Raw genomic sequence first — 14928 nt, 5'->3', positions numbered from 1 at the left:
CAATGTGGAAAGCGGTCAGGTCGCCCCCGGAGCGCAAACGACCGCTCCCCTCCGGCGGGGTGGTCATTCCGCCGGAGGGGAGCAGGGTGGGTGGTGCTCAGGGGGCCGGTTCGGTCACCGGGAATGCCCGAGGGGTCAGACGACCTTGAGGGTCTTGGGCCAGCCCTTGGCCGAGGACTTGGCGAACAGGGACTTGATGTGGGCCGGCTTCAGCTTGATGCAGGCCAGGGACTTGTAGTCGCCGTTGCCGTCCCAGCGCCACGGGGAGTCCTTGCCCTTCTTCGGGCCCTGCTTGCCGTTCTTCTGCATCTCGCTGTGGATGAAGAGTTCCGTGCGCTTGGTGCCGTTGCTGCACTTCTTGTCCTGCAACTTGATGACGTAGCCCTTGATCGCGCTCCCGTTGAAGTTCTTCTTGTGGAACTCGATCTTGTACGAGCCGTTGGGGAGCCAACCCGCGTTCGGCTTGCAGGCGTTCGTCGAACCGTTGCCCGAGCCGGCCCGCCAGGTGGCGACGGGCTTCTTCTTGCCCGCTGTCATCAGGTGCAGCTTGGAGTTGCTCGGGTTCTTCTTGTTCTTGACGAACTTGAGGTACTGCTTCGGCTTCGCCTGCTTCTTGCCCGCCGCCGCGAACGCCGGTGCCGCTTCGGCCGGCTGGGCGGCGGCCGGCTGGGCGGTGGCCACGGACATGCCGGTGCTCAGGAGTACCACGGCCAGGGCGGCCGGTGCGAAGCGGGTGCGGAGGGTCTGATTGGTCATGGTCATGGAGCAAGTCCCCGTTCTTCTCTGGCTGGTGGAGTGGGGAGTCTCGGCTCCGCCACTCGCTGGGCCAGACCTTGCCCGTCCCGTCGGCCCGGCGTCCACACGGATCGGGGTGATGGGAAAAGGTGGGACGGCCACCTCTCTGAGCTGGCGATATACCGTCATCCATGAAGCTGTGGGGGGACGTCCCAGGGGTGGGACGGGATGTCCCGCGCGGGGTAGCCGGGTGGGGGCGACCGAGGCGGCACAGGCTGCATAACGCCGCATAGGCGTAATTATCAGCCTTCTTTGCGTGGCTGCGTGTGGCAGTGGAATATTCTGAGCAGCCCCTCCAGGGGAGGAAGCGGGGCGAAGTCCTACTGGTACGTGGTGGGTTGCCGGTGCCGGTGATGTTGCAGGGCAGGAAAGAGGGGAAGCGCTATGCCGCGGGGGCGGGAGCTGCCGGAGTCCTTGAGCGGGTCGGCCGCCGAGCTGGTCGTGGAGCTGCGGACGGTGAAGAGCCGCAGCGGGCTGACCCTGGTGGCGCTGGAGCGGAAGACGGCGTACAGCAAGTCCTCCTGGGAGCGGTATCTGAACGGCCGCAGCCTTCCTTCGGCGGACGCGGTACGGGCGTTGTGCACCGTGGCGGGGTGCGACCCGGTGCCGTTGCTCGCCCTGCGTGAAGTGGCGGCTGCGGATGCGGCCGCGCGGAAGGAGCGGGGCGAGAGTGAGGAGGGGGTGGGGCAGGGCGTCGTATCGCGTACGGCTGGTGCGGTGCCCGACCCAGACCCGAACCCGGATCCAGACCCGAACCCCAACCCCAACCCCGACCCTGTGCCCCGTACCGCTGACGCCCCCGGTCCCTGGTGGCGGCGGTGGCCCGCGCTCGTCGTTCTGGGGGCCGGGGTCGCCGTCGGAGGTGGGGTGCTGGTCGCCGAGCCGTGGCAGTCGGAGAGCAGGGCCGCCGCCCCGCGGTCCCCGTTCACCAGCGCCCACGACGGGCCTTACGTCTGGGGGCGCGAGACCTCCTACCCCTGCCGCATCCAGCAGCACGGCGGCCGTACCTACGCCGGGCACAGTGGTACGCACCGCACCGTCCTCGCCCACAACTCCACCAGCTGGGACGTCGTCGAGGCCCAGTGCCTGTTGCGTGAGGCGGGCTTCGACCCGGGGGCCGTCGACGGGGTCTACGGCCCCAACACCGAGCAGGCCGTCAAGCGGTTGCAGGCCAAGGCGGGCATCGAGGACGACGGGCTGGTCGGGCCCGACACCTGGAAGGTGTTACGCGGATGAGCCTCCCGCCCCTGGAGCGGACCGCCGAGGAGAGCGCCTGCGCCGAGGCCCTGCGGGTCCTCCGGTCGCGAAGCGGGCTCTCGCTGAAGGAGCTCGCGGCCCAGACCCCGTACAGCAAGTCGTCCTGGGAGCGTTACCTCAACGGGAAGGCCCACCCGCCGCGCGCCGCGGTCGTGGCCCTGTGCCGCCTCGCCCGGCAGTCTCCCGCGCGGCCGCTGGCCCTGTGGGAGCGTGCCGAGACGGCGAGGAACCGGCCCCCGCGCCCGGTCGCGGCTGTAACTGTAGCTGTGCCTGAGCGCTTACCCGCACCCGCGCCCCTGTCCGCACCCGCACCCGTATCCGTACCCGAAGAGATTCCCGTACGCGAAGAACCCCGGCGTCCCGCCCTCCGTCACGCGCGCACCGCCGCCGTCCTCGCCGCCGCACTCCTGTGCACCGCCTGGCTGGTCGTGGCAGGCCCCTGGCGGTCGGAGAGCGCCGATGCCCCGGCCGATGCCCCGGTCTCCTCCGAGCCCGAGTTCGCCTGTCACGGGGAGCCGTGTACGGGGCGGGACGTCATCGCCACCCGGTGCGGCATGCACCCGGCCACGGTCAGCACCCACCGGCCCCTCCCCGGCCTCCGCATCGACCTGCGGTACGAAGTCGGGTGCGGCGCCGGGTGGGTGCGGGTCTGGGGGCAGCGCATCGGGGACGTCTTCACCGTCTCGGCGGCGGGCGGGGAGCCGCAGACGGTCACCGTGCCGGACAAGTACGCGACCGGGGTGCGCCTCCACACGCCCATGGTCGCCACGGACAGCCCGGAGGCCCTGCGCGTCTGCGTCAGCCTCGCCCCGGACGGGCCCCGGAAGTGCTATCCCGCCGCGTCGGCAGCAACTGGCTGACGAGCATCAGGAGCACCCCGCCGAGCAGCAGGGCGTTCCCGCCGAGGAAGCGGGCCTCCCAGGAAAGGCCCGGCAGGGCCCCGAAGTACATGAGGCTCTGGAGGACGAGGGAGGCCCCCATGAGCAGGGCGCCGCATCCGTATAGTCGGGGCCTCGTGACGTGGCGGCGTGCTGTGGGCACGATCCACCCTGTCCGGAGCGCTGCCGATCCCATGGCGATCAGCAGCAGCCCCAGGAGCAGGTTTGTCCCCACTACCCAGGCCATGGGGCCGCTTCGCTCTCCTGGGTCAGGTCGATCAGGCGGCAGACCGTCTCGATGTCGATCTTGACCTGGGCGATCGACGCCCGGCCCGACAGCCAGGTGATCAGTGCCGAGTGCCAGGTGTGTTCGATGACCCGGACCGCCGAGAGCTGCTCCGGGGTCGGGTGTTCCAGGCCCATCGCGTCCAGGATGATCGCCGTCGTGAGGCGGGAGACCGTGTCCACCTCGGGGCTCACGCTGCGGTCCGCGAAGGTGAGGGCGCGGACCATGGCGTCCGCCAGGTGCGGTTCGCGCTGGAGGGCGCGGAAGGCGCGCATCAGGGTCTCGGCGACCCGCTGGGCCGCGTCGTCCCCGGCCGGGGGGCGCTTGCGGAGCGTGGTGTGCATGTGCTGGAGCTGGTCCTGCATGGTGGCGACCAGCAGGTGGATCTTGGAGGGGAAGTAGCGGTAGAGGGTGCCCAGGGCGACCCCGGCCGCCTCCGCCACCTCACGCATCTGCACCGCCTCGAACCCGCCGCGGCTGGCGAGCTGCGCGCTGGCGTGCAGGATGCGGCGGCGGCGGGCCTCCTGCCGCTCGGTGAGCGGCGGCGTCGCGCGGTCCGTCGGCGGATGCGCTGCCGGTCTGGCGTCCGCGGTCATGCTGTCACCATCCGCCGTCCATACGCGGTCATGCTGTCCCCGATCCGCGATCCGTGCGTGGTCATGCCGTCCCCGTTCACGATCTCCGTGATCCGCGATCCACGGTTCGATCCGCGACCCCGGTCCGATCCGCGACCCCCGGTTCGTTCCCTGCGTTCCGCACCGGGCGCGCACAGCATGCCAGGGCGTCCGCCGTGGCGCGAATCACCTGATCCGGACCTCACACCGACGCTACCTGCCGGTAGATTCGATGCACGTCGAACGATCAAGTCTGAAACTTGTTCTAGATTAGCGCTACCGGTTACGCTCCGGCGAACACGCAGTCAGAAGGGGGCCGAGTGTGACCGCTGAGGCCATAGAGACGGGCCCCCGCACGGGCGACAGCAGCTCCTCCGCCGGGGCCGGCGACCGGCCGCTGCGCATCGCGCTCCTCACGTACAAGGGCAACCCGTTCTGCGGCGGCCAGGGTGTGTACGTCCGCCACCTCGGGCGTGAGCTCGCGCGGCTGGGCCACAGCGTCGAGGTCATCGGCGCGCAGCCCTACCCCGTGCTGGACGAGGGCGTTCCGCTCACCGAGCTCCCCAGCCTCGACCTCTACCGGCAGCCCGACCCGTTCCGTACGCCGAAGTGGGGCGAGTACCGGAACTGGGTCGACCTCGCCGAGGTCGCCACCATGTGGACCGGCGGCTTCCCCGAACCGCTCACCTTCAGCCTCCGCGCCCGCCGCCATCTCCTGGCCCGGCGCGGCGAGTTCGACGTCGTCCACGACAACCAGACCCTCGGCTACGGGCTCCTCGGCGACCTCGGGGCCCCGCTCGTGACGACGATCCACCACCCCATCACCGTGGACCGCAGACTCGACCTGGCGGCCGCCGCCGGCCGCCGTAGGCGCGCCTCCGTACGCCGCTGGTACGCCTTCACCCGGATGCAGAAGCGGGTCGCCCGCAAGCTGGACACCGTCCTCACCGTCTCAGGCTCCTCCCGCGACGAGATCGTCGAGGACCTCGGCGTACGCGCGGACCGGATCAGCGTCGTCCACATCGGCGCCGACACCGACCTGTGGTCGCCCGACCCCTCCGTCGCCGAGGTGCCCGGCCGCATCGTCACCACCTCCAGCGCCGACGTCCCCCTCAAGGGCCTGATCCACCTCGTCGACGCGCTCGCCAAGCTCCGTACGGAGAACCCCGCCGCCCACCTCGTGGTGGTCGGCAAGCGCGCCGAGGACGGGCCGGTCGCCCGGGCCATAGAGCGGCACGGGCTCACCGACGCCGTCGAGTTCGTCAAGGGCATCAGCGACGCCGAGCTGGTCGACCTCGTGCGCAGCGCCCAGGTCTCCTGTGTGCCTTCGCTGTACGAAGGGTTCTCGCTGCCCGCCGCCGAGGCCATGGCCACCGGCACCCCCCTCGTCGCCACCACCGGCGGCGCGATCCCCGAGGTCTCCGGCCGCGACGGGGAGACCTGCCTCGCCGTGTCACCCGGTGATCCGGACGCGCTGGCCGGGGCGCTCGCCCGGCTGCTCGCCGATCCGGAGCTGCGTGTCCGGCTCGGCGCGGCGGGCCGGGAGCGGGTGCTGGCCAACTTCACCTGGGCCCGGGCGGCCGCCGGAACGGCCGAGCTGTACCGTCAGGCGATCGCCGTGCGCGGAGCCCGCCGGTGACCGCACCGTATCCGCCGGTGGCAGCGTCGTACCCGCCGGTGACGGCGATCCCGTTCACCGGCACCCGTAACCCGCTTTCCTGAACCCGTAACTCCGACCTCGAAGGCAGGCCCTCGTGCTGACCGTCGACTTCACCCGCTTCCCGCTCGCCGCAGGCGACCGAGTGCTCGACCTGGGCTGCGGTGCCGGCCGGCATGCCTTCGAGTGTTACCGGCGCGGCGCGCAGGTGGTGGCCCTCGACCAGAACGCCGAGGAGATCCGCGAGGTCGCCAAGTGGTTCGCCGCCATGAAGGAGGCCGGGGAGGCCCCCGAGGGCGCCACCGCCACCGCGATGGAGGGCGACGCTCTCAACCTGCCCTTCCCCGACGACTCCTTCGACGTCGTGATCATCTCCGAGGTCATGGAGCACATCCCGGACGACAAGGGCGTCCTCGCCGAGATGGTCCGGGTCCTCAAGCCGGGCGGCCGGATCGCCATCACCGTCCCGCGCTACGGCCCCGAGAAGATCTGCTGGACCCTCTCCGACGCGTACCACGAGGTCGAGGGCGGCCACATCCGCATCTACAAGGCCGACCAGCTTCTCGCCCGCATCCGCGAGGCCGGACTCAAGCCGTACGGCACCCACCACGCCCACGCCCTGCACTCGCCCTACTGGTGGCTGAAGTGCGCGTTCGGCGTCGACAACGACAAGGCGCTGCCGGTGCGGGCGTACCACAAGCTGCTCGTCTGGGACATCATGAAGAAGCCGCTCGCCACCCGGGTCGCCGAGCAGCTGCTCAACCCGGTCGTCGGCAAGAGCTTCGTCGCGTACGCCACCAAGCCGCACCTTCCGAAGGCCGAGGCGTGAGCACTCCCGAACAGACCGAGCACCTTGTCCTTCCCGGGGTCCTGACCGCCGCCGAGGCCGCCGAGACCGTGACCGCGCTCCTCGCCGTCCAGCGCGAGGACGGGGCGCTGCCCTGGTTCCGGGGCCACCACCTCGACCCGTGGGACCACACCGAGGCCGCCATGGCGCTGGACGCGGCGGGCGAACACGAGGCGGCCGAGCGCGCCTACGACTGGCTGGCCCGCCACCAGAACGGCGACGGCTCCTGGTACGCCGCCTACCACGACGGTGACCCGCAGCAGCCGACCGACCTCAACCGCGAGACCAACTTCTGCGCGTACGTGGCCGTCGGCGTCTGGCACCACTATCTCGCCACCGGGGACGACGCGTTCGTCGACCGGATGTGGCCCACGGTCTTCGCGGCGATCGAGTTCGTGCTCCAACTCCAGCAGCCCGGCGGCCAGATCGGCTGGAAGAGGGAGGCGGACGGCACGGCGGTGAACGACGCGCTGCTGACCGGTTCGTCCTCCGTCCACCAGGCGCTGCGCTGTGCGCTCGCCATCGCGGAGCGGCGCGAAGAGCCGCAGCCCGACTGGGAGTTGGCGACCGGGGCACTGGCCCACGCGATCCGCAACCACCCCGAGCGCTTCCTCGACAAGAACCGCTACTCGATGGACTGGTACTACCCGGTCCTCGGCGGCGCCGTCACCGGGGCCGAGGCCACCGCCCGCATCCAGGAGGGCTGGGACCGCTTCGTCGTCCCCGGCCTCGGGGTGCGCTGTGTGCTGCCCAACCCCTGGGTCACCGGCGGCGAGAGCTGCGAACTCGCCCTCGCCCTCTGGGTGACGGGGGAGTCCGACCGTGCCCTGGAGATCCTCCAGTCGATCCAGCACCTGCGCGCCGAGGGCGGGCTGTACTGGACGGGGTACGTCTTCGAGGGCAACAAGGCCTTCTGGCCCGAGGAGCTCACCACCTGGACGGCGGGCTCCCTGCTGCTGGCGGTGGCCGCACTCGGGGGGGACGAGGCGACCACCGCGGTCTTCTCCGGGGAGCGGCTGCCGGTCGGCCTGGAGCCGGACTGCTGCCGGTAGGCGCTGACCGTTCGTGCGGCCGGTCCGCCGTCAGCGGCGGATCCGGCCCGCGATCGCGTGCCCGATGAACAGGTAGACCACGGCCGCGAGACCGTAACCGGCCACCACCCGCGCCCATGCCGCGTCGAACGTGAACAGGTCGTACGACCAGCCCGCCAGCCACGTGGCCGCGTCGTGCACCCACTGCACGAAGTCGTTGCCCCGGTTGGCGTCCAGCAGGTACATCAGGATCCAGAGAATGATGATGAAGGCCAGGATGTCGGCCACGACGGCGATGATCCTCGCCGCTGAACTGCTGCCTGAAGAACGGGTTCTGTAGGACATGGGGTCCTGGTTACCGCTTTACCCTGAGTGAAACCCGAATGGCGGTACCGGGTGGCGGGCCGTGCGGGGCCGGGCGAGTCTGGCCGGGAGTGCCGAGCGCCGTCACTCACCGTGATGCGCCCCGCCGGGAGGCCGCCGTGACCCGTTCCGTACCGCTCCGCCGGCTGCTGGTGGCGCTGCTGCTGTCGTGCGCCGTGCTGGTCTCCGCCACCGCGTGCGGCGACTCCGGGGACTCGGGCAGCGCGACCGGCACCGCGGCGAGCGCCTCCGCCTCCGCGTCCGCCTCCGTCAGCCCGTCCGCCTCCACCGAGAAGCAGCGGCTGGCCAAGACCCGGTTCGTGGCCAACGCGGGGCTCGCGGCCGGGGCGACGTACCAGTGGATCGTGAAGCCGTACCGGGCCGGGACCTTCAAGAAGGGGGCCGAGGGGCGCCGCTTCGCCCTCGTCAAGGCGGGGCTCGCGGGCGGGTTCGCGTACAACCGGCTCAAGGCGGCCGCGGAGAACGCCAAGGGCGACCCGTTGCTGTCGAAGGCCGTCGCCCCGCTGACCGCCGGGATCGAGTCGCTCCAGGGGATGGCCACCAAGCTCCGCAACGGTGAGGCGGGCGAGGGCGACATCGGGGCGTTCGAGAGCGTCATCGACAGCATCAAGAGCGCCGGGAAGGGCGCGGGCGCCGAGGTGAAGGACAAGGTCCCCTCGACCTCGCAGCTGACCGGATAGCGATTGCCCGGTGGCTGTTCCGGCGCGGCCGGATATTGGGGTGATCGGCTTCCGCGGCCCGGTTAGGGTCCCCGGCATGACGCTTCTTCCGTACGACCGCTACTGCGACGAGATCCTCGCCCAGACCGACGCCCTGCGCGCGACGCTCAAGGGCGCGGACCTCACCGCCACCGTCCCCACCTGCCCCGACTGGAACCTGCGGCAGCTCGCCGTGCATGTCGGCGGCGCCCACCGCTGGGTCGGCGAGATCGTGCGCGGGCGGGCCGCCGAGGACGTACCGGAGGAGAAGGTGCCGGGGGCCGCGGGGCCCGGGACCGACGACCCGGCCGCGCTGGACGCCTGGCTCGCCGAGGGGGCGGCCGTGACCGTCGAGGCGTTGCGAGAGGCGGGGCCGGACGCCGAGGTGTGGACCTGGGCGTGGGAGCGGCGTACGGCGTTCTGGGCGCGGCGCATGACGCACGAGACGGTGGTGCACCGGGCGGACGCGGCGCTCGCCGCGCGGGTCCCGTACACGGTCGACCCCGAGGTGGCCGCCGACACCATCGACGAGTGGCTGCGGATCGTCTCCTTCGCCCAGGAGGGCGGCGACCCGGAGGCGGCCGAACTGCGCGGCGGCGGGCGCTCGTTGCACCTGCACGCCACGGACGTACCGGGTGCGGAGTGGCTCATCGAGTTCGGCGAGGACCGCTTCACCTGGCGGCACGCGCACGAGAAGGCGACGGTCGCGCTGCGCGGCTCGCTGACCGACCTGATGCTCGTCTTCAACCGCCGCCTGGAGCCGGTGAGTCAGCGGGTGGAGGTGCTCGGCGACGCGGAGCTGCTGGATTTCTGGCTGGACCGGTCGTCGTTCGGGTGAGCCTGTCCGTCGGGCGGTGAGCGCGTCCGGCAGGCGGTGAGCGTGTCCGTCGGGCGGTGATCCCGTCCGTCGGGCCGTGATCCCGTCCGTCGGGCGGTGGGCACGTCGGTCAGGTGGGTGGGCCCGCTCGTCAGGTCGCGAGCACGTCGGGCAGGTGGTGGCCCCGCTCGTCATGTCGCGAGCCGGCCCGTCAGCTGCTGAGTCCGTCCGTCAGCCGCTGAGCCCGTCCGTCAGTTGTTCAGTTCCGCCAGGACCCGCAGCGTGTGCGGGTCCGGGGCGGTGACCAGCAGGTCCGTCACCGGGCCCTTGCGCCACTCCGCCAGCTTCTCCGCGATCCGGGCGCGCGGGCCGATCAGGGAGATCTCGTCGGCGAAGGTGTCCGGGACCGCGTGCACCGCCTCCTCCTTGCGGCCCTGGAGGAAGAGGTCCTGGATGCGCCGGGCCTCCTCCTCGAACCCCATCCGCCCCATCAGGTCCGCGTGGAAGTTGCGGGCGGCGTGGCCCATCCCGCCGATGTAGAAGCCGAGCATCGCCTTCACCGGCAGCAGCCCCTCCGCCACGTCGTCGCAGACGTGCGCGCGGGCCATCGGCGCGATCATGAAGTCCTCGCGGAGGCCGGCGAGCGAGGCCTCGTACACGTCCGTGCGGTGCGGGGACCAGTACAGCGGCAGCCAGCCGTCCGCGATCTCCACCGTCTGCGCGATGTTCTTCGGGCCCTCCGCGCCCAGCAGGACGGGGAGCGAGGACCGCAGCGGGTGCGTGATGGGCTTGAGCGGTTTGCCGAGGCCGGTGGCGTCCGGGCCGCTGTACGGGTGGGAGTGGAAGCGGCCCGCCACCTCCACCGGGCCCTGCCGGGCCAGCACCTGGCGGATCACCTCGACGTACTCGCGGGTCGCGGTGAGGGGGCTCTTCGGGAACGGGCGGCCGTACCACCCCTCCACCACCTGCGGCCCGGACAGGCCGAGGCCGAGCAGCAGCCGGCCGCCCGAGAGGTGGTCCAGGGTCAGCGCGTGCATGGCCGTGGCCGTCGGCGTACGGGCCGCCATCTGCGCGATCCCCGTACCCAGCCGGATCCGCGAGGTGTGGGCCGCGATCCAGGTCAGCGGGGTGAACGCGTCCGAGCCCCACGCCTCCGCCGTCCACACCGAACCGTAGCCGAGCCGCTCCGCCTCCTGGGCGAGGGCGAGATGGCCGGGGTCCGGGCCGCGGCCCCAGTATCCGAGTGCCAGTCCGAGCCGCATTCCGTTGCCTCCGGCCGTAAGTGACGAACCGTCAGATGATGGCGGTGCGGGACGGACTGTACGACAACGGCCCCCCGCCCGGAAGGGCGAGGGGCCGCAGGCGTCACGCGTACGGGATCAGCCGCGCTGGATGCCCGTCGTGTCCTGGAGCACACCGCGACGGCCGTCCTGCGTCTGGGCGATGAGGCCCTGGCCGCGCTGCTCCACCGCGAGGTACCAGGTGCCCGGCGCCAGCTCGGCGATCGGGTTCGGCGCGCCGTCCTCGCCGTACAGCGGGCGGGCCACCGGAACGGCGAACCAGAACGGGGTGAAGTCGCCCGCCGGAGCCGCGCCGTCCTGCGGGGCGGACTGCTGGGCCTGGGCGGCCTGCGCCTGGGCCTGCGCCGGGTCGGCCTGACCCGGCTGACCCTGCTGGCCACCGGGGTAGCCGTACCCCTGGCTCGGCTGGGCACCGTAAGGCTGCTGCTGGGCGCCCGGGTAGCCGTAGCCCTGGCCCGGCTGGCCACCGTACGGAGGCTGCACACCCTGCGGCGGCTTCGGGGCGCCGACGATCGGCGCCTTGAGCGCGGGGACCAGCGGACCGGCGATCGCACCCGCGGCGAGCACGATGGTCGCCAGCAGGCCGAGGATCAGCCCGGCGCCGGCGTCGCTGATGTCGATGGTCGTCCAGAAGGCGGTCCACAGCGCGAAGACGGTGAGCGCGACCCCGAACTGGCCGATGTCCAGCCCCGCGACCTTGCGGCCGGGCGTCAGACGGCCGACGACCACCAGAGCCGCAGCGATGATGCCCGCCAGGAAGATGCTCATCAGGAGCCCGAGCGAGTCCCAGGCGTTAGGGCTGTTGTACCGGGAGCAGTCCACACCGGAGGGGCAGTTGAAACCGGAGAGGTCGAGGAAAGAGGCGATGAACAGCACGACCGCTGCTCCGATCACCACGCCGTCGCCTCGAGTGAGGGAGCGGATATTCACGTGAAGGTCCTTAGTCGGTCGTCTCGTCGGGGCGGTCGTCGCTGCCGCCTGGTCGGCGGGCACGGCATGAAGCTCGGGGGTGGCTCCCCATCGTACGGATGAATCTATCGTCTGACCGGGCGGGTTGCGCCCGTGCCCGCTTCCTGAACAGTTATCCCCCCAATATCCCCGCAGACCCCCCCTTCCCCGTCGGCCCCTTCCCCGCCGGGCAGGCCTACCCCTTCAGGTGGTCGGCGATGCCGTCCGCCATCCCCTGGGCCGCCTTCTGGCGCCACCCCGCGTCGGTGAGCAGGGCCGCGTCCTTCGGGTCACGCATATTGCCGCATTCCACGAAGACTTTGGGCACGGTCGACAGATTCAGTCCGCCGAGATCATCACGGGTGTCCAGTCCGGTCCCGCCGCCGATGTAATTGGAAGGCGCGCTTCCGGTCGTGCGGACGAAATTTCCGGCGATACGGGCTCCGAGATCGGCCGAACTCTTCACGATCTTCGAGGTGTCCGCCCCGCCGCCCTTCACCGCCGCGGGGAGGATCACATGGAAGCCCCGGTTGCCCACCGCCGAGCCGTCCGCGTGCACCGAGACCACCGCGTCGGCCTTCGCCTCGTTGCCGATCCGGGCCCGCTCGTCGATGCAGGGCCCGAAGGGGCGGTCGTCGTCGTGCGTCAGCAGGACCCGGGCCCCCTGCGCCTGAAGCAGGTCCCTGAGCCGGTGCGACACATCGAGGGTGAACAGGGCCTCCGCGTAACCGGCGTTCGTGGACGTACCGGTCGTATCGCACTCCTTGTGGCCCGTGCCGATGTCGACCTGTTCGTTGATCTCCGCGGTGTGCTCGCGGTTACGGGGGTTGTGGCCCGGGTCGATCACCACGGTCCGGCCCGTCAGGGGGCCCTGGGGGAGCGGTGCGGTGGGGGAGGGGGACGCCTTCGTGGTGGGCGTCGCGGAAACGGAACCGGAAGGGGAACTGGAACCGGAAGGGGAACCGGAAGCCTCCGAGCCCTTCCCGTCCGTCGTGTCCGGGGAGCCACCGCATCCGGTGGCGGTCGTCAGGCAGAGCGCGGCCAGTGCGGCGGCCACGAGGAGCGGCCGGGCGCGGCGGGTGGGGGGAACGCTGTCGTCGTACGGCACGCGGCGATGCTATCCGTACGGGGGTGGCGCGCCCGGGTACGCCTCAGACCCCCGCGCCCGTGCGCCGCAGCACACGCAGCGAGTCCGTCACGGAGACCTCGGTGAACGCGCCCGAGGCCAGCGCCCGCCGGTACACCCGGTACGGGGCCTGCCCGCCGTCGGCCGGGTCGGGGAACACATCGTGGATCACCAGGAGGCCGCCCTCGGCGACATGCGGGGCCCAGCCCTCGTAATCGGCGTTCGCGTGCTCGTCGGTGTGCCCGCCGTCGATGAAGACCAGGCCCAGCGGCCCGGCCCATACCGCGGCGACCTGCGGGGAGCGGCCGACTAGTGCCACCACGTGCTCCTCCAGCCCGGCCCGGTGCAGGGTGCGGCGGAACGTCGGCAGGGTGTCCATCAGCCCGACCTCCGGGTCCACCACGCTCGGGTCGTGGTACTCCCAGCCCGGCTGCTGCTCCTCGCTGCCCCGGTGGTGGTCCACGGTGAGCGCGCCGACCCCGGCCGTCCGGGCCGCGTCGGCCAGCAGGATCGTGGAGCGCCCGCAGTAGGTGCCCACCTCCAGCAGGGGCAGGCCCAGCGCCCCGGCCTCGGTGGCGGCCGCGTAGAGGGCGAGCCCCTCGTGGACCGGCATGAAGCCCTTGGCGGCCTCGAACGCGGCGAGCACTTCCGGAGCGGGAGCGGGCGCGGTCACGGGGGTCCTCCAGGTGGGGCGGGTCTGCGTACGACGGCGGGTCTGCTTACGACGGCGCTCCATCGTGCCGTACGGTCCGGCCCGCGCTTTCGGCGGGGGCGGGAGCAGGCACCGGGTCCGCGCTGCTCGCCAGCAGCACCGGGTGCCCCGACGGCCGCTGCGAGGGCAGGAACGCCGCCAGCACCAGACCCACCAGCACCGCCCCCGTGGCGATCAGGAACGAGATCCGGAACCCCTCCATCGACGGCACCTGCACCGAGCCCATCGTCACCGAGGTGTTGGCCAGCACCATGCCGATGACCGCACTCGACACCGACGTACCGATGGACCGCATCAGGGTGTTGAGGCCGTTGGCCGCACCGGTCTCCGACGGGTCGACCGCCCCGATGATCAGGGCGGGCAGCGAGGAGTAGGCGAGCCCGATCCCGGCGCCGAGGACGACGGCGATGAGCACGGTCTGCCAGGGGGCGCTGAGCAGCCCGAGCCCGGCCCCGTAACCGACCGCGATGACCAGCATGCCGAGCATCAGTGTGGTCTTGGGGCCCCGGCGGGCCGAGATCCGGGCGTAGAGCGGGGCGACGAACATCATCGTCACGCCCAGCGGGGCCACGCAGAGCCCGGCGACCACCATGGACTGGCCGAGGCCGTAACCGGTGGAGGCGGGGAGCTGGAGCAGTTGCGGCAGGACCAGGGAGACCGCGTAGAAGGCGACCCCGACCATGATCGAGGCGAGGTTGGTGAGCAGCACCTCGCGGCGGGCGGTGGTGCGCAGGTCGACCAGGGGCGCCGGGGTGCGCAGTTCGAACAGGCCCCATGCCACCAGGACCGTGACGGACGCGGTGAGCAGCCCGAGGGTGGGGGCCGAGGACCAGCCCCAGTCGCCGCCCTTGGTGACCGGCAGGAGAAGGAGGACCAGGCCGAGCGAGAGCCCGAGGGCGCCGGTGAAGTCGAAGGTGCCGGGTGCGCGCAGCGGCGGCTCGGGGACCAGGGTGTACGTGAGCACCATCGCGAGCACGCCGAGCCCGGCCGAGCCGAGGAAGAGCGCGTGCCAGTCGGCGTGCTGGGCGACCAGTGCGGCGGCGGGCAGCGCGAGGCCGCCGCCCACCCCGATCGACGAGCTCATCAGGGCCATCGCGGAGCCGAGCTTCTCGCGCGGCAGCTCGTCGCGCATGATCCCGATGCCGAGCGGGATGGCGCCCATGGCGAAGCCCTGGAGCGCGCGCCCGGTGATCATCACGACCAGTTCGTCGGTGGACGCGCAGATCAGCGAGCCGATCACCATGACGGCGAGCGAGGCGAGCAGCATCCGGCGCTTGCCGTAGAGGTCGCCGAGCCGGCCCATGATCGGGGTCGAGACGGCGCCCGCGAGCAGGGTCGCCGTCATCACCCAGGTGGCGTTGGCCGGGTCGGTGCTCAGCAGGACCGGCAGGTCCTTGATGACCGGGACGAGCAGGGTCTGCATGACCGCGACGGTGATCCCCGCGAAGGCGAGGACGGGCACGATGGGGCCGGAGCGCGTCTTCGGCGGCTCGGGGAGCTCCCCTGTGTGCCGTGTCTGTTTCGTACGTCGCATCCTTGGGGCCTCCGGGCAGCCTCGACCACCCGGGCTCCCCCCA

General features: G+C 71.8%; 15 protein-coding genes. 7 read left to right on the top strand and 8 right to left on the bottom strand.

Going from position 1 to position 14928, the window contains the following annotated elements; genetic code table 11:
• Positions 1 to 135: 135 nt before the first annotated feature.
• Positions 136 to 762: a hypothetical protein gene (locus GTY67_RS08195; protein WP_237502561.1), complete on the bottom strand. Its 627-nt coding sequence runs from the start codon at positions 760 to 762 to the stop codon at positions 136 to 138.
• A gap of 417 nt (positions 763 to 1179) precedes the next feature.
• Here GTY67_RS08195 and GTY67_RS08190 point away from each other — a divergent pair, with 417 nt between their 5' ends.
• Together GTY67_RS08190 and GTY67_RS08185 are read left to right on the top strand one after the other, a co-directional pair.
• Positions 1180 to 2031, top strand: coding sequence for a peptidoglycan-binding protein (locus tag GTY67_RS08190; protein ID WP_161278237.1), 852 nt, complete (start codon positions 1180 to 1182; stop codon positions 2029 to 2031).
• Positions 2028 to 2912: an XRE family transcriptional regulator gene (locus GTY67_RS08185; protein ID WP_161278236.1), complete on the top strand. Its 885-nt coding sequence runs from the start codon at positions 2028 to 2030 to the stop codon at positions 2910 to 2912. The genes GTY67_RS08190 and GTY67_RS08185 overlap by 4 nt, the downstream gene beginning before the upstream one ends.
• 252 nt (positions 2913 to 3164) lie before the next feature.
• Here GTY67_RS08185 and GTY67_RS08180 read toward each other — a convergent pair whose 3' ends face one another.
• On the bottom strand, positions 3165 to 3812 hold the full coding sequence (locus GTY67_RS08180; RefSeq protein WP_093689080.1) for a TetR family transcriptional regulator: 648 nt from the start codon (positions 3810 to 3812) through the stop codon (positions 3165 to 3167).
• A 340-nt stretch (positions 3813 to 4152) separates the two neighbouring features.
• Between GTY67_RS08180 and GTY67_RS08175 the strand changes: the two genes are divergently transcribed.
• The 3 genes from GTY67_RS08175 to GTY67_RS08165 all read left to right on the top strand — a co-directional run bounded on the left by GTY67_RS08175 (position 4153) and on the right by GTY67_RS08165 (position 7386).
• A complete protein-coding gene (locus GTY67_RS08175) occupies positions 4153 to 5469 on the top strand; it encodes a glycosyltransferase family 4 protein (protein ID WP_161278235.1) in 1317 nt (438 codons plus the stop codon).
• Between the two features lie 115 nt (positions 5470 to 5584).
• Positions 5585 to 6316, top strand: a complete 732-nt coding sequence (locus GTY67_RS08170; protein ID WP_030707898.1) for a class I SAM-dependent methyltransferase — start codon at positions 5585 to 5587, stop codon at positions 6314 to 6316.
• Positions 6313 to 7386, top strand: coding sequence for a prenyltransferase (locus GTY67_RS08165; protein ID WP_093689074.1), 1074 nt, complete (start codon positions 6313 to 6315; stop codon positions 7384 to 7386). Before GTY67_RS08170 ends, GTY67_RS08165 begins: the two co-directional genes overlap by 4 nt.
• 30 nt (positions 7387 to 7416) lie before the next feature.
• Here GTY67_RS08165 and GTY67_RS08160 read toward each other — a convergent pair whose 3' ends face one another.
• Complete coding sequence (locus tag GTY67_RS08160; RefSeq protein ID WP_015608233.1) at positions 7417 to 7710, bottom strand: hypothetical protein; 294 nt, start codon at positions 7708 to 7710, stop codon at positions 7417 to 7419.
• A 137-nt stretch (positions 7711 to 7847) separates the two neighbouring features.
• On the opposite strand from GTY67_RS08160, the gene GTY67_RS08155 reads away from it, so the two are divergent.
• Together GTY67_RS08155 and GTY67_RS08150 are read left to right on the top strand one after the other, a co-directional pair.
• Positions 7848 to 8429: a hypothetical protein gene (locus tag GTY67_RS08155; protein WP_161278234.1), complete on the top strand. Its 582-nt coding sequence runs from the start codon at positions 7848 to 7850 to the stop codon at positions 8427 to 8429.
• Positions 8430 to 8505: 76 nt separating this feature from the next.
• Complete coding sequence (locus GTY67_RS08150; RefSeq protein ID WP_161278233.1) at positions 8506 to 9285, top strand: maleylpyruvate isomerase family mycothiol-dependent enzyme; 780 nt, start codon at positions 8506 to 8508, stop codon at positions 9283 to 9285.
• A 230-nt stretch (positions 9286 to 9515) separates the two neighbouring features.
• Here GTY67_RS08150 and GTY67_RS08145 read toward each other — a convergent pair whose 3' ends face one another.
• From GTY67_RS08145 to GTY67_RS08125, 5 genes are all read right to left on the bottom strand, one after another.
• Entirely contained in the window at positions 9516 to 10526 is a 1011-nt protein-coding gene (locus tag GTY67_RS08145; RefSeq protein ID WP_161278232.1) for an LLM class F420-dependent oxidoreductase, read from the bottom strand.
• Positions 10527 to 10643: 117 nt separating this feature from the next.
• Entirely contained in the window at positions 10644 to 11495 is an 852-nt protein-coding gene (locus GTY67_RS08140; RefSeq protein WP_161278231.1) for a DUF5336 domain-containing protein, read from the bottom strand.
• Positions 11496 to 11709: 214 nt separating this feature from the next.
• Positions 11710 to 12621: an N-acetylmuramoyl-L-alanine amidase gene (locus GTY67_RS08135; RefSeq protein WP_161278230.1), complete on the bottom strand. Its 912-nt coding sequence runs from the start codon at positions 12619 to 12621 to the stop codon at positions 11710 to 11712.
• Positions 12622 to 12664: 43 nt separating this feature from the next.
• Positions 12665 to 13252 carry a class I SAM-dependent methyltransferase gene (locus GTY67_RS08130; protein WP_202461832.1) on the bottom strand — a complete coding sequence of 196 codons (588 nt, stop codon included), beginning with the start codon at positions 13250 to 13252 and terminating at the stop codon, positions 12665 to 12667.
• A 106-nt stretch (positions 13253 to 13358) separates the two neighbouring features.
• Positions 13359 to 14885 carry an MFS transporter gene (locus tag GTY67_RS08125; RefSeq protein ID WP_093689060.1) on the bottom strand — a complete coding sequence of 509 codons (1527 nt, stop codon included), beginning with the start codon at positions 14883 to 14885 and terminating at the stop codon, positions 13359 to 13361.
• Positions 14886 to 14928 lie beyond the last annotated feature (43 nt).

The sequence above is a fragment of the Streptomyces sp. SID8374 genome (assembly GCF_009865135.1).
GTDB lineage: Bacteria > Actinomycetota > Actinomycetes > Streptomycetales > Streptomycetaceae > Streptomyces.
This window is presented reverse-complemented; position numbering and strand designations above follow the sequence as displayed.

Bases quoted from the DNA above. Each gene is read 5' to 3' on its own strand.
- GTY67_RS08125 (WP_093689060.1), bottom strand. From the start codon at position 14,885: ATGCGACGTACGAAACAGACACGGCACACAGGGGAGCTCCCCGAGCCG.
- GTY67_RS08185 (WP_161278236.1), top strand. From the start codon at position 2,028: ATGAGCCTCCCGCCCCTGGAGCGGACCGCCGAGGAGAGCGCCTGCGCC.
- GTY67_RS08195 (WP_237502561.1), bottom strand. From the start codon at position 762: ATGACCATGACCAATCAGACCCTCCGCACCCGCTTCGCACCGGCCGCC.
- GTY67_RS08130 (WP_202461832.1), bottom strand. From the start codon at position 13,252: ATGCCGGTCCACGAGGGGCTCGCCCTCTACGCGGCCGCCACCGAGGCC.
- GTY67_RS08145 (WP_161278232.1), bottom strand. From the start codon at position 10,526: ATGCGGCTCGGACTGGCACTCGGATACTGGGGCCGCGGCCCGGACCCC.
- GTY67_RS08180 (WP_093689080.1), bottom strand. From the start codon at position 3,812: ATGACCGCGGACGCCAGACCGGCAGCGCATCCGCCGACGGACCGCGCG.
- GTY67_RS08150 (WP_161278233.1), top strand. From the start codon at position 8,506: ATGACGCTTCTTCCGTACGACCGCTACTGCGACGAGATCCTCGCCCAG.
- GTY67_RS08160 (WP_015608233.1), bottom strand. From the start codon at position 7,710: ATGTCCTACAGAACCCGTTCTTCAGGCAGCAGTTCAGCGGCGAGGATC.
- GTY67_RS08190 (WP_161278237.1), top strand. From the start codon at position 1,180: ATGCCGCGGGGGCGGGAGCTGCCGGAGTCCTTGAGCGGGTCGGCCGCC.